The 21,045-nt window shown below is 42.1% G+C and carries 10 protein-coding genes and 1 pseudogene; 4 read left to right on the top strand and 7 right to left on the bottom strand.

The genetic code is table 11. The features are described from left to right. Positions 1–144: 144 nt before the first annotated feature. The 4 genes from V7K49_RS30770 (at position 145) to hetI (ending at position 2,988) form a co-directional block, all read left to right on the top strand. Positions 145–1,209 (top strand): YheT family hydrolase, encoded by a 1,065-nt coding sequence (locus tag V7K49_RS30770; RefSeq protein WP_334866183.1) that lies wholly within the window; start codon positions 145–147, stop codon positions 1,207–1,209. 449 nt (positions 1,210–1,658) lie between these two features. Continuing rightward, positions 1,659–1,895: a DUF433 domain-containing protein gene (locus tag V7K49_RS30765; RefSeq protein ID WP_334866185.1), complete on the top strand. Its 237-nt coding sequence runs from the start codon at positions 1,659–1,661 to the stop codon at positions 1,893–1,895. After that, the gene (locus V7K49_RS30760) at positions 1,888–2,244 is read left to right on the top strand and encodes a DUF5615 family PIN-like protein (protein ID WP_334866187.1); all 357 of its coding nucleotides are present in this window, start codon (positions 1,888–1,890) and stop codon (positions 2,242–2,244) included. Before V7K49_RS30765 ends, V7K49_RS30760 begins: the two co-directional genes overlap by 8 nt. Before the next feature lie 36 nt (positions 2,245–2,280). Then, positions 2,281–2,988, top strand: coding sequence for a 4'-phosphopantetheinyl transferase HetI (hetI, locus tag V7K49_RS30755; RefSeq protein ID WP_335209023.1), 708 nt, complete (start codon positions 2,281–2,283; stop codon positions 2,986–2,988). A 20-nt stretch (positions 2,989–3,008) separates the two neighbouring features. Here hetI and V7K49_RS30750 read toward each other — a convergent pair whose 3' ends face one another. The 7 genes and pseudogenes from V7K49_RS30750 to V7K49_RS30720 all read right to left on the bottom strand — a co-directional run. Next, a complete protein-coding gene (locus V7K49_RS30750) occupies positions 3,009–3,812 on the bottom strand; it encodes an SDR family NAD(P)-dependent oxidoreductase (RefSeq protein ID WP_335209021.1) in 804 nt (267 codons plus the stop codon). Between the two features lie 781 nt (positions 3,813–4,593). Beyond that, positions 4,594–6,117: a thioester reductase domain-containing protein gene (locus V7K49_RS30745; protein ID WP_335209020.1), complete on the bottom strand. Its 1,524-nt coding sequence runs from the start codon at positions 6,115–6,117 to the stop codon at positions 4,594–4,596. A gap of 2 nt (positions 6,118–6,119) precedes the next feature. Next, entirely contained in the window at positions 6,120–7,793 is a 1,674-nt protein-coding gene (locus V7K49_RS30740) for a PfaD family polyunsaturated fatty acid/polyketide biosynthesis protein (protein WP_335209018.1), read from the bottom strand. Positions 7,794–8,009: 216 nt separating this feature from the next. Further along, entirely contained in the window at positions 8,010–12,782 is a 4,773-nt protein-coding gene (locus V7K49_RS30735; protein ID WP_335209016.1) for a PfaB family protein, read from the bottom strand. A gap of 147 nt (positions 12,783–12,929) precedes the next feature. Further along, positions 12,930–14,657 carry an SDR family NAD(P)-dependent oxidoreductase gene (locus V7K49_RS30730; RefSeq protein ID WP_335209014.1) on the bottom strand — a complete coding sequence of 576 codons (1,728 nt, stop codon included), beginning with the start codon at positions 14,655–14,657 and terminating at the stop codon, positions 12,930–12,932. Between the two features lie 132 nt (positions 14,658–14,789). After that, the gene (locus V7K49_RS30725; protein WP_335209012.1) at positions 14,790–20,279 is read right to left on the bottom strand and encodes a beta-ketoacyl synthase N-terminal-like domain-containing protein; all 5,490 of its coding nucleotides are present in this window, start codon (positions 20,277–20,279) and stop codon (positions 14,790–14,792) included. A 428-nt stretch (positions 20,280–20,707) separates the two neighbouring features. Further along, positions 20,708–20,950: pseudogene (locus V7K49_RS30720) on the bottom strand (hypothetical protein); the annotation flags it as partial. Positions 20,951–21,045: the final 95 nt, after the last annotated feature.

Here is a 21,045-nt window from a genome sequence, read left to right as displayed (position 1 = left end):
TTACTACTTATTAAGGATAAATAACAACCTTTGTATAGATACAAAGATTTTTGAATCGATTATGAAAAAGTTTTAAATCTTACATAAATATTAAGATTAAATGACTGTGAAATCAAGACTCAATTACACGAAATCTTATAGTCTATGATGTGTTATACTGCGCCCTACAATCCGTCTCGATTTTTACAAAACGGTGTAAAGATGACTGTATACACTGCTTTGTGGGGAAGACGTTACTGGAAAAGTACTACCCAAGATCCAGAACCGTATTATCAGGAAAAAATCTTTACTGGTTGCCAAGGTGTGCCAATATTTGGCTTGGTTGCCATCCCTGAAAATGCTCATAGCACGATTATCGGTACTTATGGTATTACTGGAGAGTTAGAAACAGAATGGTTTTTGAGAGTGCTAGGACGTAAGGCTTACGCTCAAGGATACGCTGTGGTGTTATTTGATTGGCGTGCCCACGGCAAAACAGCCGTTTTGTCCCCGACTCTAACTTCCGATGGACTATATGAAGGGGAAGATTTTGTTCGCATCGCCGCTGCTGCTAAGGCAATGGGATGTCCTGGGAAATTTTGGTTTACAGGGTATTCTTTAGGAGGGCAATTAGCGCTATGGGCGGTGAAGGTCGCTCTTGAAGTGATTAGGGAGCATGGAGATTTAGGACTAGAAGATAGCGATATTGGCGGTGGTATGGTGATTTGTCCCAGCTTGGATTCTGAGCGATCGCTATCTTATCTAGTTACAACGCCCTTCGGCAGATATTTGGAAGCAGGGATTGCACAGAATTTAAAAAAACTGGCATGGCAAATACATGATGCCCATCCTGGAAGCATTGATCCAGCAGCGATTGAACGGGCGAATAGTATTTGGGGTTTTGACAATGAACTGGTAATTAACCGACTAGGTTTTCCTTCTGTGGAAGCATATTACCAAGCTAGTAGTCCTTTACATATATTGCCACAAATCTCGAAACCAACTTTGATTTTATATGCTGCGGATGACCCACTTTTTGACCCAGCCATCATACCGGATTTACAAGAAGCCTGCGATCGCAATCCGGCAATAGATTTGTTACTCACTCAATACGGCGGTCATGTTAGCTATTTGAGTAGTAAAGAGTGCCAGCGCCAATTACAAGATCCTGACCCTTGGTGGGCATGGAATCGGATTTTACAATGGTTGGAGGAAAAGCGTAATTCGTAATACTCGCCATTCGCGTAGCGTCTCGTAGAGAAGGCGAGAAGCAAGCTACGTAATTTAAGATATGGCAGTCCGATTTTATAGGGTGAAAAATGATCTACTCTTTAAGCTAAGAGGCAAGAAGTAAATCTTTCCCTATTACCCAAGAATAAGCAAGTTCAAAAATCAGATAGGAGTCGTATATTAGGATTGTCTTTCATCGCAAAGGTTAAGATAGGATTGGTTTAGCAAAATGTTATTGTTAGCTAGCTAAGTAGAATATATTGATGACATCTGACTCTTTTAATTTGCCCCCACTGTGACGACAAAAAGTCCAAAGATATGCTGCAAGCCTTGGTATTTCTCTTGAGCAATTTATTGTCTCTGCTGTAGCTGAAAAGGTCAAGATTTTAACTGAGCATCATGAATATCTTGTATTTCCTGAGCTTACTTACCGTCGGGGTGCTAGTGGTTTGGCAGTGCCAATAGTGCATGGAACTGGCTTGCGGGTGCAGACTTTGGCGATGTCTACGACGGGCTACGCCTACGCAGCTCAACAATGGGGATTATCCGTAGGGCAAATTGCTGCTGAGTATGATTTGAGTGAGGCTCAGGTAAATGCAGCCCTGGCTTTCTATGCTGCCCATCAGCAAGAAATCGATGAGGCGATCGCATCTGAAGTAGCTCTCGAATCAGCTTACAATGTCTAAGCCTCTGTTACATTTGGATGCTGATACATCAATTAAAGCTTTACATTTAGCTTTGATTAATCAGGGTCATGATGTCACCCGAACTCCCAGAGATTGGATGCCCTTAGATGCAACTGATGAAACCCAGTTGTTAGGGGCTACTACTAGAGGAAGGTGTATTTTTACTTTCAATATCCGCGATTTTTTAGTTTTGGCACAAAGCTATCCTAACTATAATAGTATTATTTTAGCTGCCCAAAATAGTTGGACTCTATCTAGTCTGATTACTGCTTTAGATTGTCTGTTTGTAGAGACACAAGCTGCTGACTGGATTGGTCAAGTGCGTTGGCTCAATCAATGGCAAAGATAACAATTACGAATTACTAATTACTAATTACTAATTATTATGAATCTCTGGCTACCTACACCAATAGATTTAACTTTGTTACCCGATGAGATTCATGTCTGGCGCATAGAACTTGACCAACCAGAACCACAGCTGCAAAATTTAGCAGCGACTCTTTCCAGTGACGAAATGGCTCGTGCTGAACGGTTCTATTTTCAGGAACATCGGCAGCGGTTCATTGCTGGCCGTGGTATTCTCCGAACTATATTAGGTCGCTATTTAGGTATTCAGCCGCTACAAGTTCAGTTTAATTATCAACACCGTGGTAAACCAGTATTGGCAGATGCATTTGCCGATACTGGACTGGCGTTTAACTTGTCTCATTCCCAAGGGTTGGGCTTGTGTGCGGTGAATTGCACTAGCGAAATTGGTATAGACCTAGAATATATTCGCCCAATGTCTGATCTGGAAGCTCTTGCCAAACGGTTCTTTTTACCGAGAGAATATGAAATGTTGCGATCGCTATCTCCCAGCGAACAGCAAAAGGTATTTTTCCGTTACTGGACTTGTAAAGAAGCTTATTTAAAAGCAACTGGAGACGGACTAGCTCAGTTAGAGCAAATTGAGGTGTCGCTGACTCCTACAGAAGCAGCCAAGTTACAGATATCTGAAGACTGGAGTCTTTTTGAACTACTACCTGCTAACAATTATGTTGCTGCTGTTGCTATAGAGAATTTTGACTGGCATTTAAAGTGTTGGCAGTATTGATGTTCAGTATTTTAAATCGTTTATTTATCTTCCTGCATATTTCTGACAATTTTTGTCACCAGGTTTCTGGGTACAAATCTGACGCTTTTTGCAAGTAGTTTATTCATAAAACCAGGAATGACAATGGTTTGACCCTTCATTAAGGCGCGAAAACCAATTTCTGCTACTGTTTGTGCATCCATCATCTTCTTGCCCTTGAGCAAATTAGAGTCAGCCATTCCGGTTCTTTCATGAAACGCAGATGCTGTTGAGCCTGGGCAAAGAACTGTCACAGTCACACCTGTACCTTCTAATTCATTAGCGATCGCTTCTGAAAAAGATAAAATATAGGCTTTAGTCGCAAAATAAACCGCCATCAAAGGGCCTGGTTGAAAGGCAGCGGCTGAGGCGACATTTAATATTTTTCCTTCACCTTGCTTTACCATGTCCTTCAGGAATAGCTTGGTTAAATGGGTGAGACACACCAAATTTACCTGTAGCATTTCCAGTTCACTCGCTAGGTCTGTTTCATGAAATAATCCATAAATACCAAATCCAGCATTATTTACCAGTACATCAACCTTAATATTGGCTTGTTGCAACTCTGCAAAAATTTCTTCAGGAGCTGTTGGTATAGATAGATCCTTAACAATAGTTGTAACAAAATTTCCGAATTCTTTTTTGAATTTAACTGCAACTTCTACAAGCATTACCCCATTTCTATCTACTAAGACAAGATTGTAATCATGAGCAGCAAAAAGACATGCTAATTGATAGCCAATTCCATCGGCTGCTCCAGTAATAAGAGCAGTTTGTTTGTTCTGTCCTTGGTGTGTTGTGTTCATGTAAAAAGGTTGGTGAATTCGACTTGATGAAGCTGCATTACATTTATAGTGGTTCTGGTTCTACAAATAAGTGCGCGTAATATCTGAACAGACGAAAAATGTCTTGAGTTATTACCCTTTCAATTGCTTGTGTAGTGCCTTGGGTAGATGTAGCAGTCTCAACATAAATTTAGGGCTTATGCAGCGAATAAGTTGGGCATTAAAGAAGTTCAGTTATTCCAGACTGCTAGTGTAGATGCGTGGCGGCTTGTCGCCAGATATCGCTTTTGATTACTCACAAAAGCAAGCGGGTAAAATCAAACTTTTATGCTTGATACTAACCATTCTATCCTCGATCACTTCTGTCAAGAGGTGAATCCTAAAAGTTTACATTATTGAGTATAAAAAACAGGGCAATTAGATTGCATCTGTTGGTGTATGAGTTGTTGCCGGCATCTGAAATATTGACTATTAAGGAGTACTGAGTCCTAAAGAACATGGACTAAACAAAACACAAAAATTCTGTTTTGTAGGGGAGCCAGTGCGTTACGGTGAGTCCAGCACTGTAGGCGGGTTTCCTGCGTGAGGTTCCCTACGCAAGGGTAGCGCAGCGTTAGTGACTGACTCGCTCTAAGCGAACGCAAGAGCGTCTCCAAGAGTTACCATGCCGCAGGCTTTACGCTGCGCTATCTGTTGAGTGCAACTGGCTGGCGTTGTGTTACGGCTTCCGTAACGCACCGAAAATATCCAGGATGGTGCGTTACGTTTCTAACACAACACACCTTATGAAAGTTGTGAATTCCTAAGCGATATTTAAGAAGCCGCTTTGAATCAAGTAGGCGGTATAAGTCATAAACAATTGAGAGTCAATGGGAGGACAAACAATAGAACTGCCTGCTAGTGCATGAAGGGTATCTTGGCAGCTAATATGGGGTCTTCTAGCTTGTAGGTACAAATCAGGAATAGTCAGTTGTTCATCAGACCAACGTTCCAGTAAAAAGGGTCGCAGAGTGTATAAAGGATTATCAACAGAAGACACATTATTGATTAACTCTGCTTGCCATTCTTCATAGGGAATCATCTTAACTGAATAACCAAATGAGCGTATCCACTCAACTAGCACTTTGAAAGCGGCAGGTTGGGGATGTTGTAAATTGAAAGCTTTGCCTATGGATTCTTTTTGCCGTGATAGATAAACAACGGCTTTACTTACATAGTCCACAGGAGACATATCTAACATATAATCTACATCAGGGAAACTTCCCATTTGTAGACAGCCCTTGGTCATCAAATTGATAAAGTCATGTGTATTACAAATGCCTGTTTTGCTATCTCCGGAAATCAGTGGCGGTCTATAGATAGTTACAGGAAGTCCTCGGTCACGAGCAATCTTGACTAATTTTTCAGCTACCCATTTAGTTTGGGAGTAACCAAGATAAATACCTTCCCAATGATTGAATTCATCCTGTTCTTTGACAACCTTGCCAGCATAAGCAGTCGATTCAAAAACAGCAACACTAGAAACGTAATGTACAGGCTTGACTTTAATTTGACATGCTAATCTCAAAACTTCTTGAGTTCCTAAAACATTAGCTGCTTTCAGTGCCGAGTAGGGAAAAACATAATTCAACAAAGCACCACTATGATATATAGTATCAATATTGGCAGCTAAAATTTGAAACTGTTCAGAGCCAACACCTAACAATGGCTGAGATAAATCGCCGACAATAGGAATAATTCTGGAGTTAAATTGTTCCTCCCAAATTGCATATTGTTGCAGATTCTTTTGGAGTTTGCTTTTGCCTTCTTCGGTATTACCAGCACGCACTAAGCAATAGATATCCGCATTAGTTTCCTGTAGTAATTCCCGGATGACAAAAGCTCCTAAAAAGCCTGTTCCTCCAGTTAAAAAGATGTTTCTGGGTTCACCTAGAGGCAGATTAGATGCAGCGCCGGGATGGATGGTGGGGTCAAGAACAGCCTCGGCACTTAAATTTGGAACAGAGGGGGCAGCGTTGGCATTAGAAGATGTCTGACGCACAACTTTTGTGTCTTGAACTGGTGAACCCTCTTGCACTTCTTCAGCTAAACGCTGTGAAAGAGCTTCAATACTTGGGTAATGCCACAGGAGTAACGGAGATGGTTGAAATCCTAGCAATTTTTCTAATTTACTTACTAGAATCATTGCTTGGGCTGAATCCAAGCCAGAGTTTTCTAAATGTTCTTTGACATCTATTTCATCAGTTGTTACTCCTAGCAACTCAGCTAAGTTAGATATCAAAAATACTTGAATATCAGCTGCTGTAAAAGACTGTTTTATAGTCATTTTTAAATCTCCGCTAATGTAGAAGGGACAGGGTGATAGTGACTGTAATAATCGGAAGCTTGCAGTCCTTGAATTTTCAAATTTTGAACACGATACAAAAAGGCTGCACCAGTCATAATTTGATTAGCAACATCAACTACCTGACGATTATTTGCTTCAGACAGGTAGGAACCCCGCACCCAGTCATTGAAACCGCCCATTGCTGGGCCACACCAAATTTGATAATCGACTTCTCTACCTTTTTCACCAGAACTAGACCAACGAGAAGATAATCCTAGATACCAGCGGAAAATCAACGCCATTTTCAGTTTAGGATTATTGACTGCTTTACCCAGTTTTTCAGGATTTTTCTGGGACAAATAAGCCGCTGTTCCTTCCCATACTTCAGCAATACTCTTACGGAAAACTTGTTTTTCTAATTTCTCTCTTTCTACCAAAGGAATCTCTTCAATCGAATCATAAGCGCGATATAGTTCAAATAATTTCTGCGCTCGCATGGGGAACATCGTACCCCGTTTGAGGACTTGTAATTTGACCCCCATTTCAAACATATCTGCTGCTGGGGCCATCATCACATCAGCCATTTCTGCTTGAGCTAGTAATTTTTTGGTATGTTCACAAGCCGCAGATTCAACGCATGACTGATTAATGGAACCGGTCATTACATAAGCAGCACCCATCATAAAGGCTGCTAGTGCTGATTGTGGTGTACCAATTCCCCCTGCTACTCCGATTCTAATAGGTGTTTGGTAATGATATTGTGCTTGAATTTCATCCCGCAAGGCAATAATAGAAGGTAACAAACAAACCAGGGGACGGTTATCTGTATGACCCCCAGAATCAGCCTCGACGGTAATATCATCAGCCATCGGAACTTTCGCTGCAAGGGTTGCTTGTAATTCAGTAATTAATCCTTGTTCAAGAAGTTCTTTGAGAATTCTAGCTGGTGCTGGTTGCAAAAATTTAGTAGCAACTTCTCGGCGAGAAATTTTGGCAATGACTTTATTTTTGATTTCAATTTGATTGGCGTTATTCAACCCCAATCCAGCAACACGGTAATAAACAATGTTGGGAGTCAAGTCGAGAAATGCAGATGCTTCTACTGTTCTCACTTGATATTTGAGGTATAAATCCACTGCCCTACGTTCAATCGCAGGTTCATTGGGACTGTGAATTAAATTAAAGGCGTAGGGTCCTTGAGGTAAAGCTTGTTGAATGCGATTTATGGCTACTTCCAAACGTTCTGGAATTAAACCACCTGCACCAAAGGAACTCAAAATTTGCGCTTTTCCTAATGCAATCACCATTTCTTCAGAAGCAATTCCGCCAGCCATTGCGCCAGTAGCATAGGCATATTTCACTCCATGAAAGGAAAGAAAATTGGGATCTCCAAACTGTTGAATGTGGATTGGTGCTGCAAATGTCAGCAGTTCTACTTGTGCTGTTGTGCCATTATCACCAGGGGATAAATACCCCTCATTAGTGACACCGATTTTTCCGGCAACTTTCACGATGTAACAGGGTTTATCTAACACCATCAATTTACCTTTGATGGTTTGTTGCTCAAAAGATACAGTTTCTAAAGAACCTTTCCAAACTTGGTTTTTGTTATAATACCAGGCAGAGAAATTAAGACCATTATCGTGTTTACTTAGCACCGTATCTACGGTTGTCACGGCAGTTATCCCTCTGATTACAAGCAATGGATGATAAAAACTGAAGGGTGTAGACTCTTTATAGGAGTCTATGTTTTCATACCAATTCTCTATGAATATGCACGTAATAATTATTAAACGAACCGCCTTCGCGCAGCGTCTCGTAGAGAAGGACACCAAGGAAGAGATGAGTTAAGAATTAGTTGGTGCAAGTTGAGAGAGAATTGGTATGATTTATTAGGATTCGTCGTTGAGCAAGTTTTGGGCGCAAGTTAGTTGCAATTGAATGATTTCGCTCATTTGTTGACTATAATCTTGTCTAGCTTGTAAAAAAGCAGTGTGCGCTTTAGTTATCTTTGAATTATTAGCATTGAGCTTTTGATACTGAGTCTTATTTAAATCGAACATGCTGATGATGCTACTAATTTTTTGAGTGATGACAGGTGGAGAAGAAAGAGGAATTTGCTGCCCAATTGCGCTTGACTCAGAAGATTGTAATTGTTCTCTCGGTTCAAAACCGTTATCAATGATATTTTTTGGTTTGACTTCTTCTGTGTGAGTAAGGGATGGCAAGATGTTAGGAGAATAACTTTCTTCTTGAGTTATTTTGTTGGAAGTATTAAGAAAATCTGTGATCTCAGATTGTTGGATATTAGGTATGTTTGGATGCTGTTTTTTGAAGCGATCGCACTTAAGATCCTCAGCCCAATCTTTAACAAATTTGCGATTTTCGTCGCTCAAAATTGTAGCAGCGATCGCTTTTCCACCTAAGGTAACTGTTCTCAATGTTGCTTTAGTTTGATTGGTGGTTTCTTGGACTTTGCTGTACAGTGGTGATAAATCCACATTAACCTGATGACTGAGTAGTTTTGCTAATGCTTTGACTATAGAAGCATGGTCATCCATACCTCTACGATTCAGAGAAACTGTGAGGTGTTCTTTCTTGCCAAGAATTTTATCAATCCATCGTGAACAAACACTACCTGCGCCTGCTTCTAAAAATATTCGCACACCATCATCGTAGACACGATTAACTAATCGGGGAAAATCAAGCTCTTGGCACAATCCTTTGGCAATGTTGTGAGCGATCGCTTCACTTTCAAGTGCGAGCGGTTGATAATCAGCAGCAGAATAAAAAACAATATCTGGGAGAGTTTGTGATGGTAAAGTGTTTACCTTCTTGATTTCCTCATACTGCGATCGCATCGTCTCACAATGGATTACGTGGTCGAAGGGAGCCGGAAAAGCATTACAACCTAGAGTTTGAATCACTCGCTTACAAGCTGCATCATCACCAGCAATTAATACTTCTTCTGGTGTATTAATTTGAGTTAAATAAACCCGATTCTCATGTTTAAGACATTCTCTAACTTGGGATGGGGTGGCCATGAGAACATAGGTTATCCAAAAGTTGTTTTGTGAATCAGGAATATCTTTCAATCCCCAATACTCACGCACAGCATTTTTAGGGCCAGATAATCTATCTCCAAAGAGAGGGGATGAGTTTAAAGTGTTACTTCCACCAGAAAAATTGCTCCAAACTCCTTGGGCAGACATCATGCTAGTTTCGCCCAGGCTATAGCCAAAGACACATTGTGGTTTGACTTTAAAATCATCTCGAATAATTGTAGTAATCAGTCGAGAATAAGCAATTTCCGTTTCAAACATGGCTAGGGAATCGTCTAGGAATTCTTTTTCAAGAGTTTCTAGCTGCCTGGTGGAAAACTTATGCAAGCTTCGGGGATAAAGTCGCTGATGAATTTCGACGGCACGGTTGGCAAGACTATTGAATATCGTGTCATCGTAGACTTTCGGGAATAAGCGGAAGAGATTCTGACCGATACCCACATAAGAATTGACAGCTGCCGGATAAACGTAAGCGATCGCTCCGGTTTTACCCAATGGTTTAGCTGTGAAATAACTTCCTATTGGTGTTTGCCAATCTGTGCCGTTCTCAAAGGCATTGTTTACACCTTTACGGGCAGATTCAATTTCTTTGAGTAATTCTTTTTTATTACGTCCTGTGATTGAGAAAACGTATTTTGCACCAGAATGCTGTTCAAAATTAGCAAATGTTTGACTGGCTGTAGTGGATAAAGAGGAACTCGTTTCGATGGTTTGTTGAAGATAGTTAAGTAAATCTGGGATGTTGGAGCGATCGCTAACTGCGATCGGGAACAGATGAAAAGGCATTAGCTGCAAATATCTATTGTCCCGCTCCTCTTGACTGGGTTCCTCCGATAAGATTAAATGGGCGTAACTCCCATCTATACCCATACTATTAATTGCTGCTATTCTGCGTGTGGCATCTTTATCGACAAACCAAGGTCTTGATTCCATTGCGACATAGAAAGGGCTACCTTCCCATACTTGCGGTGTTTTGACACCAGACCATTTGGGAGTGCCGGGAATATACCTGTAATAAAGACACAGAGCAGTTTTGATTAAGCTAGCGATTCCCGATGCTGTACAGGTGTGACCGATATTGGCTTTGACGCTGCCCAATGCACAGTGCAAACCATTTCCCACTTTCGGATAAGCTTGAAGCAAACCTGTGATTTCGGCTTCATCCTCCTGGAGAATACCACTACCGAAAACTTCCACATAATTAACATCTGTGGGTTGAATATCTGCAATCTGGAAAGCTTGTTTGCAGACATTGCTGATAGCTGAAGCATCAGGCTTTACCAGAGCGTTACTGACAGTAGAATTATCTTGAGCGAAACTCATGGCATCAATAACTGCATAGATGCGTTCCTTGTTTTCCTTAGCAGTTTCGTAGCGCTTCAGGACGACAGCACCCGCACCTTCGCCAACCGTCCAGCCATTAGCTTGTTGGTCAAAACTCAACGTATTGACACCCGTATTAATTGGTGCAAATTGGTTGCGGAACAAGACATTCTCCACACCACCTGCCAAATCCACTGCACCAACAACCACTGCATCTACTTCTCCAGTAGTGAGTAGCATTTGTGCAACTTCCAACGCCTTAAGGGCAGAATTTTCACCAGCTGTCATCGTGAATGCAGGGCCAGTGAAATTCCATAAAGTAGAAATTCGACTCGCCATAATGTTGGCGATGTGACTGACATATTCGCCGATTTCTACTGGTTGGTGAATGCTATTTTTGACAATGGTTTCCAGTTGCGCCAGCTGTTCAGCAGGCAAAGAAACTTCTTGCGCGAGTAAGCCGTCCTTAACCTGCCAAGATAGATTCCATCTTTGCTGTAGCTGATGTACAGACAACTCTGTCTCAGCGGCGACAATAACCGCTACATTGCTACCCTCCTGTAGTTTCGCATCTTTCACGGCGCGATCGGCAACCTTCAAGAGCAATAATTGTTGTGGGTTTAATTTTTCTATTTCATTAGGTGGGATTTTGCACGAGAAAGTATCGATTTCAAAATCTTTGATGTATGCTCCAATTGGTGCTTTAGCATCTGTTAAACCGTACTCTTTCAGGACATTTTCTTGATTTTCTATACCGTGCCATCTTTGAGGCGGTAGAGAAATAAAATGTTGGGTTCCATCATAAATACTCCGTTCAAAAGCATCTAAGCCATTGCAGTTACCGAAAAAGGCATCCATGCCGACAATGGCAATTTTGGCTGGTGGAATAGGTGCAGTTGAATCAACTGAATTAACAGATTGTGCTGTAGTTCCTTGTTCCAAAATCAGATGAGAATTAGTGCCACCAAAACCAAAAGCACTGATGGCTGCCCGTTTAATTGGTGTATTATTATTGGGCCATGACGTAGCTGTTCTAACAATTTTGTCGGCAGAAATTATACTATTTTCGGAAGCTAAAGGTTCAGTAACATTTATGGTTGGTGGAATTACGCCATGAGACATACTCAAAATCACTTTAGTCAAGCCAACCATGCCAGCAGCAGTTAGCAAGTGACCAGTATTTGCCTTAGCAGAACCCACCAGAGGCGCAGCTTGATTTTGACCAAAAAATGTTTCTATGGAGTTGAATTCGGTTGTATCTCCGAGCAATGTGCCAGTGGCGTGACACTCTAGATAATCGATGGTTTTTGGACTAATTTTTGCCTCATCATAGGCTCGCTCAAAAGCTAAGATTTGTCCTTTAGGATTAGGACTAAGTAGGTGCTTACCTTTACCATCATTTGAGAGTCCATTACCGCAGATAGTGGCGAGAATATTATCGCCATCTCTAACAGCATCAGAATATCTTTTCAGCATCACCATTCCAACGCCATCGGCGGGAATTAGCCCTCTAGAGGACTTATCTAAGGGGCGACTGATATCATTTTCTGGATACCCTTGAACACCAGAAAATAACATCCGCACGAATAGGGAATCTGCACAACTTATGGCTCCAGCTAACATGACATCAGCTTTGTGTGACCATAAGTAATGAGATGCTAGTTTAATAGCATAAAATGATGACGAACAAGCAGCATCCAGACATAAATTAATCTGGGAGAGTGAGAAGGCTTGAGCAATTATAGATGCTGGTAAACCAGATATCATCGCATTGTACAAAGACGCTTTAGTTCCACTTGGGACAGCTAAATCAAAATCTTCATACTGCAAAAGTTCTCTGACAGCAGGTGCGATCGCTTTCTGGTAAATTGGAGAGAATAATTGATTAGATAATTTTGTTGGAAATGACAAATTACCTAAAATTACACCGCATTTTGAGAGAACAGTTTGATTACCCCAATAACCACTCTGTACAATTGCTTGTTTTGCAGCATACAATGACCATTTGAAGGTGTTATCTAAGCCAGTAATAAATTCTGATGGGAGATTGTATTCGGAAGGATTAAATTGAAAGTTGCGGATGTACCCGCCTTTGAGGGAATAGGTTTTGTCTGGTGTACCTTTGACTGGATTGTGAAAGATTGTCGGATCTACTCCGATTTCTTCGACTGTTGCAGAAGATGTCGAATCTTTTTGATTAACAATATTATGCCAGAATTCTTCGGGGTTTTTAGCATCGGGGAATAAACATGATAATCCGATGATGGCTATTTTTTCCACTAGTTATATCCTTAAAATTTGGGTATTAGGCAAGAGATATTTAAAACGCAGGATTTACGCTGTTCCCCAAACTTTCAAGAGGCGGTTGCTAAAGAAAAAGCTTACGCACAAGGCAAAAAAGACGCAGAGAGAAGAAGTTGAAGATTACTAACTTCTGAGTAATTTCATCGACCAAATAATTGCTTTTGCTCCGAGTAGACGTGAGTAGACTTGTCCTTCTCGATTGTGGATGATAAAATCAGCGGTTGCACTACTGGGTGTTTTGGCTTTCACTTCACAAGAAACGTAAAAGGGTTCATTGGGTGGTGTTGTTGCAAATTGTTCATATTTTGCGACTTGTCCAGGTAAGCAACCTTCTTGATGAAAATGCTGTGTCCAAACCCAGAGTGCGTGCATACTTAGGTCAGTTGTATATGGATTTACCCATTGGACTGGAAATTGTCCTTGTTGTTTATCTGAGATTTGTTCCCACAGGCATTGTGTAGTAATTTTTTCTGTGGTGATATTTAGAACTTTTTGGATTTCTTGAAAAGAGGGGCCATGAAATAATGTAGTTTCTCCATTTTGATAAAAAGATTTGCCAGTGAGAGGGATGATATTATCTGGTTCTAAATTCACTGCATCATAAATTGGGATAGTGGGTATTTCTAGTAATAGTTGGATTTGGGCACTGAAATGATAAAAGGTTTTTTCATCTGCATTTTTACTCGATATTTTGGTATTGAATGTAATCTGTTGAGCATTAGTTTTAGAAATTTCTTCAAGATCTAAAATAAATTCACTTGCCAGACTTTCATTAAAAGTAATTCCTTTCAAAATTTTGAAATCTTGAGCAGCAAAAAATCTATATCCTGGATAAAGTTGTTCACAAGAATCAATCATCCATGATAGAGCGCATGTAGCAGGCAACACTGGAGAACCAGCTATCACATGATCCAATAAAAATGGATTCTCTTCTACTGTCATTCGGCGGCGCATCCGATAGGTACACAGTTCAGAATCTAACTCCCTAGCAAAGGGTACTAGGGGGCTACCAATGACAACTTGTGTATTTTCTCGATAGGCGGGATGCAATTCGTTGACTAACATTTGTGTCCCAGCTTCTACGGGAATCACTTCAATTCCTCGTTCAGCAAAAGCCTTTTTAAGTTCTGGTGACACCATCCCACTATCCCAAGCTCCCCAATTAATTGCCACTACATGACATGAGGGATATTGTTGTTTGAAAATATGCCCTGATTTATTGAGAATTTCATTAGCGATCGCATAATCAGACTGCCCAATATTTCCATGAAAACCTGTTACAGAAGAAAACAAAACTAAATGCTGAAGTTGACTAGGGTTAACGCAAGTAAGTAAATTTTCTAATCCTTGCACTTTGGCGGTGTAAACTTTTTCAAAATCCTGTTGTGTTTTCTTTTCAATTAACTTATCGGCTAAATTTCCAGCGCCGTGGATAATTCCTGTAATCGGCCCAAGATGTTGCACAGCATTGGCAAGTTTTTCTTGTAAAGCTTGCGGATCTGTGACATCGACGCTAATATATTCTGCTTTAGCTCCTGTTTTTTGAATTGCTGCTAGGGTGTTTTTAATTTCGCGGCTGGAGGTAATTTTGTTATATATCTTTTGCACACTCATGGGTGTGGGCTTCTCTCCTTGGGAAAGAAGATTTTCCATGATGCATTTTTTCAATGCTGATTCATCAGAATTTTGAGCAAAATCTGGCTCGGTTTCTAATAGTTCGGAGCGACCGAGGAGGATGAATTTGCAGGGTTGCTGTTGGGCTAATTTGATAGTACACTCAGCCGTAATCCCTTTTGCACCGCCGCTCACGACAAAGACAGATGATGGACTAAGCTGGGCTATTTGTGTCATAAATCCTCGTAAATAACTGAATAAATTTGGTTTTTTCTTCCTCTGTGTCCTCTGCGCCTCTGCGGTTTTTTTTAACGAACCACAGAGACGCAGAGAGCGCAGAGAGAAGAGATGAAGTGATTAACCTGCTTTTTAATCGGCGATGAGGGTGACTCGTCCTTGTGAGCCGTAGCCAACTTCACTAATATAAAGATTGGGGTCATGAAGCTCGGCTATGATGTTTTGTACTGACTGTTTGGCGTCAAGTCTGGGACTTAGGTCGATCGCACGGGTAAACACCTTTGGCCATTCCCATCTCAGAGTTTTGCTTAATCCGAATAAACCAGCGCCGATCGCCCCGAAGTTGACTTTGTACTCTAAGCCAAAAGCGCCATCGAGGTGAGCAACTGTGCAAAAACAACTACGTCCATGACGGGCGGCTTGGTTGAGGGAGGGTTTGAGGTGTTTCGCCATCAAAAATACGTGCTTGACGATCGCCTTTTCTTGTTCGTGATAGGGAATTGTCCCAGTGTGATTTCCTACAAAAAGTGGATGGAGATGGATGAAGGCCCCAATCGCTCCGCAGTGAGATGCGATCGCTTGCAATTGTTGTTGGAGATGTTCTTCACTCAAGTTTGCTAAGGTGACGCGGGTTACTCCTGTGGGTAAGGGCGCTTGCTGGGGGATGAGCGATTGGGGGAAGCTGATAACTACTACTTTCCAGCCTTTCTCGATTAGGGATTCAGTTAATTTATAAGTGGTGAGGGAACCATCATCGGTGATTAAACCGATGTGTCCCTCTGGTAACGTAAAATCCAAATAATCGGGCTGTGGTAGGCTTTTGAGTTTGACGGGATGGCGCTGGATATTATGCTCTAATTCGGGTGGCTGTTGGACAAACTCAGGCTCAAACTTTTTTTTTTCACCTCCAGCTAACTGCTGTAGGTAATCGACTATTTGACCGATGGTGCGGAGTTCTCCGAGTTCTTCGATATTTGGTTTGGGTAAGTCGGGGTACATTTCTTGCATCGCCCCTAAGATTTCCACCCGTTTGATGGAGTCAATCCCTAAGTCGGCTTCCATGTCCATGTCCAGTTCCAGCATCTCGACTGGATAGCCGGTCTTATCACTGGTGATCGCTAGTAGGGTTTGACCTAAGTCTACAACTTCATCAGTTACAGCGGGTTCTGGTGCTGGGTTGAATGTGACAACTAGGCTTGGTTCAGGTGAAGTGACTACCTCAACTACGGGTACAGTCTCTACTGGAATCTCGGTTACTTGTTGTATTTCGTGAACTGCAATTTCTACAGAAATACTTTTGGAAGCCTGGGATTGCAAATACTCGACAACTTGACCGATGGTGCGGAGTTCTGCCAGTTCTTCTATATTGGGCTTGGGTAGGTTAGGGTACATTTCCTGTAGCGCCCCTAAAATTTCCACCCGTTTGATGGAGTCAATCCCTAAGTCCGCCTCCATGTCCATGTCCATTTCCAGCATCTCGACTGGGTAGCCTGTCTTGTCACTGGTGATCGCTAACAGGTTTTTATCCAAGTCAACAATATCGATGGTTGCGCCAGATACAGGTGCAGCAGTTGTGGGTGTTGGTTCTGGGCTGAATGCAATAACTTCGTTGACTGAGGGTGAGCTAATTGTGACTACAACCTCGGTTTGAGGTTCTACTACTGGGACAGGTGACGCCGCTACAGGCTCTACTGTCTCGAAAGTAGGGGGTGGGGAGAAGAGATTAGGGAGCAAAGAAGAGGAATTTTCATCCTTCTTAGAAGTGGAGGATACAGGAGTTTCAACTACAGGCTCTACCACCTGGGGAGCGGGGGGGAGAGGTGTTTTGGTAACAGTTGAGCCATTTTTCGCTACTGGCTCAGTTACAGGCAAAGGCTGGCTTTCTACTATCTTGGTAGTAGGGGATACTGGTGCATCAGTAACAGTTGTTTCTGTTGTGAACGGATAGCGTACCCCGTTACTTAGTTTCTCTGTTAGTTGAGTCGTTCCCTCACCTGAGATGATTTGAGAATACTCTTGCTGTATGAGTTGGAAAAAGTTTTTGGTATATTCCAGCTGCTCTTGGAGATATTGTTCATGGATGCGTAGGGTTTCACCTTGTTGGGAGTGAAACTGCATCATGCTGCGCTCTAAGCTTTCCATGACAACTAGCTTCATTTTGGCAGTTTCGGCTGTTGATTTACTTTCACTCAACAAGGAATTCTGCTGCTGCATCAGTTGGAAAAACGCTTTGGCATATTCCATTTGATGGTTGAGATAAGTTCCGTGAACTTGTAAATTCTCGGCTTGATTTTCCTGAAACTGTGTCAGGAGGTATTCTAAACTTTCTAAAAGCTGTTGGTAATTAGTAAGTTTTTCTGGTGTTGGTTGCATCTTAGATTCCTGGGCTGGTTGACTTGAAAGGGTCACAGGATTCATTTGTTGCTCTGGTTGGGTGATGATATTAGATGTCACACCGTTCATTGCTGGGGTGGTAACAAGGGGTGGTTTTTTATGTCCGTTAGTCTCTATCACTGCTAGAGGTGGAGTTACACCTGGGCTGGTAAACAAGGGAGCCGCATCAGAATATTCGGGGGTGGGAAGGTTTGGTGTCACGGTGGGTAATGTGACTTTATGTCCATCCTGCAAAGCTAGAGCAAAGGCATTTTTCGTTTTTTCGGATCTGTAGTTGATGCCGTTCAAACGGACATTTAATGTCTTCTTCGTCTCAATTGGGGGAAGAGTTTGGGGAAGTTGATAAGGATCGAGGGTATTCAAAGCCAAACCAATCACCCGCAACTGCACAACTGCTTCTCGCAAAGAGCGATCGCTATTCTTTTGAGTGCTGGGGTTCAAAGATACGGTGAGATGAGGGCGATCGCCAAGGATATCTTTTACCAAGTTGGTGAGAATTCTCCTCGGCCCAAATTCCACAAAGCAAGTACCACCCGCCGCATAGATATTTTCAATTTCCTGCTTAAACAGCACTGAGTTGGAAAGGTGCGTTTCCAGGATTTTTTGAATACCTTGGGGTTCCTTGGGATACTGTTTGCTGGTAACGTTGCTGTAAACAGGGATTTTGGGACTTTGGAACTTGACGGACTTAGTAGCGATCGCAAAGGATTTTTGAGCAAAGGCAATTAACGGTGTATGGAAAGCTGCGGAAACAGGTAGCAATACAGCTGTATATCCTTTCTCGTGTAAAGCCTCTCTGACTCTGGCGATTTCTGCGGTGGGCCCAGCTAAGACAAATTGAGTGGGAGAATTTTGATTAGCGATCGCAACTAGGGGAAAATGCCTCAGCACTGCTTCTACTTTGCTGATGTCTTCTTTAACAGCCAACATACTACCCGCATCATGATCCGGGTCTTCTGGAGCCGCCATTGCTTGACCCCTAGCTTTCACTAAGAACAAGTAATCTTCTGTACTCAAAACTCCCGCAGCCCAAAGCGCTGTCAGTTCACCAAAGCTATGTCCTGCCACAAAATCTGACTTGAACCCAGCTTGTTGCAGTATGCTGTACATTCCTGCACTCAACACCCCGATGGCTGGTTGAGCGTATTCTGTGCGTTGTAAGGCAGCAATTTGGGCATTTTTTTCTGCTTCCTCAAACACAGGATGAGGAAAAACGATTTCTGAAAGCGGCTGTAAATTATCTTTGAGTAACAAGCTATCCATATAGCCATGAAGACGCCGCATCAAAGGAAAATTCATTACCAGTTCCCGGCCCATCTCCAAGTATTGCGAACCTTGACCAGAAAATAGAGCAACAACTTTTCCACCCAACTCCATACCAGAGGCGCGGTAATAAATCCCTTGGGGATGCTCCCAAGATGCTGCTGTTCCTTTGTGTTTCAGCCAGTCAATGCTAGTTTGCAACAACTTGCAAGCTTCTTCGAGATTCTCAGCTACAAACCCAAATCTGGCAGCAGAGAGGGGAATCTGTGGCGATTTGCACTCCTGGACTAATTGTGCATAGTGTGTTTTTGCTTCAGGCGATCGCAACTTACCTAAAATCTCTTCAGATTTGGTCAGCAATTGGTCTACTGTCGGAGCAAACAACAGCACTTCACTAGCAGGACTGTGTAAGCGGTAAGCCTGGTTCTGATCGGCTTCATATTCTTCTAAGACGACGTGATAGTTAGTGCCGCCAAAGCCGAAAGAACTTACACCTGCACGTCTTGGTGCTTCCCCTTCTGCACGAATCCAAGGTCTGGTTTCGGTATTCAAATAAAAGGCCGAATTTTTAATGTTGAGTTTGGGGTTCGGCTCGGTGATATTAATTGTGGGCGGTAATACTTTGTGATGTAATGCCAAAGCAGTTTTAATCAAACTCGCCGCCCCCGCAGCCGCTTTTGTGTGTCCAATTTGCGATTTTACACTACCCAAAGCGATGTGCTGTTTTTTGTCATCATGTTCGCCAAAGAAGTCTTTTAAAGATCCGAATTCTGTCGGATCTCCAGCCATTGTACCGGTGCCATGTGCTTCCATTAAACCAACAGTGGCGGGAGAAAAGCCGGCATCTTCATAAGCACGTTCTAAAGCTTTGATTTGACCTTCTTTGCGGGGAGCATAAATGCTCTTATAGCGCCCATCGCTGGAGGTACCAATGCCTTTAATTACGGCATAGATTTTATCGTTGTCACGTTCGGCATCTTCCAGGCGTCTAAGGACAATCATGCCGATACCTTCACCCAGCATCATCCCATCAGATTTAGCATCGAAAGGTTTGACATTTTCACTGGGAGAAACAGCCGGTGTTTTGCTGAACGATATGAAAGCCATGATGGTGTTATCAGTATCAACACCACCAGTCAGCATCATGTCAGAACGATGCTCAACTAGCTCGCTAATTGCCATCTTTAAAGCACCGAAGGAACTAGCGCAAGCCGCATCAACTACGCAGTTCATCCCGCCAAAATTTAGACGGTTGGCAATTCGTCCGGCGACTACATTAGCTAACATTCCAGGGAAAGCGTTCTCATCCCACTTCACATAGGCGCTTTTGATTTTCTCGACGATTTTTTGTGTATCCTCATCGGATAAACCGCTGCTTTTGAGTGCTTTTTCCCAAATCGGATATTCCAATCTGGCAGAAAGTGGCATTCCTAACTGTTTGGCCATGGCCACGCCTAAGATTACGCCAACAGTCTCGCGGCTAAACTCACGTTTTTCACCATAGCCTGCATCTTCCATCGCCTCTTTCGCAATCACTAAACTTAACAGTTGTGATACATCTGTGACTTCCAAAATGCTGGGCGGTATACCAAATTCCATCGGGTTAAAATCTACCTCTGGAATAAATCCGCCTCTTTTACAGTAGGTTTTATCTTCAGTAGTTCTCGGATTCGGATCATAATAGTCTTCGACGCTCCAGTGAGTAGAAGGAACATCAGTAATACAGTCAATTTTGTTTACTATATTTTGCCAGTATTCCCGCAAATTTCTGGCTTTAGGCAATAGAGATGCCATCCCAACAATGGCTATAGGATTGTGTTGTAATTGTCTGTTAATTTTGTTAATTGACACTGATTTATCTGACCTCATTTTTTTTTCCTCTATAGACCTCTTCACAGCCTTTTCGCAATTATTGATAAGGCTCTCTAACTCCGCTAAGGCAGTATCAATTGAATAAGCAGACATAGGGCATAGTGAGTACTGTGGATTGTGTAGCTACAGTAATTTCTGTTGCCTACTAATAATGAAAAACTCTTGTTTTGTAAGCAGTTAGCTATCCTATCTCCGCTAAAGGCTTTTCTCCAAATCGACACCACACGACACATACTGCCCTGATAAAGCCCTAGATTTATAGGCGATTTTGGCACACTGCGATCGCACAAAAATGTTAGACAACGTTAGACTCTTGATATTGTGGCAATAGGTCAACCAATTTTGGATTTTAGATTTGCAATTTTAGATTTGCGTTAGCGATAGTGAGTAATTAAGCATCGTTACGAGCGTCTTTTAGATTTGTTCCACCCACAATGAGTGGAGGACGAACCAAAAAATCCAAGTTGCGCTGGAAGCGCACCAAAGGTGCGACCCAAAATCCAAAATCTCAAATTTGCACGGTCGATGACGTTGTTAAAACTGGTAAAATAGTCTTGGAGTGTAATAACTGCTTGACCAGTAAATTCAATCCATTTGTAATGGTAAAGATTTTGAGCAATAGTATCCCACTGGAGCGATGGAAACTGAGGAGTAGCTAAGGGAACAGAAACGCTTTTTTCGCCCAAAATCGTTTGATTATTTAGCTTAATTGCAGCAACGTAGCTGGTGTTCATGACAACGTTCTGTATCTTGATAAATGTCATAGCCAGTTTCAACGTCCAGGATAATTAGTTTATGGGATTTGACCCAGCAAAGTTGACAAGTTCGTTACAGAAAACACACCACCTTTAATCCGAGT

Origin of the sequence: Nostoc sp., assembly GCF_036919675.1 — a bacterium.
Lineage (GTDB): Bacteria > Cyanobacteriota > Cyanobacteriia > Cyanobacteriales > Nostocaceae > Nostoc.
This window is presented reverse-complemented; position numbering and strand designations above follow the sequence as displayed.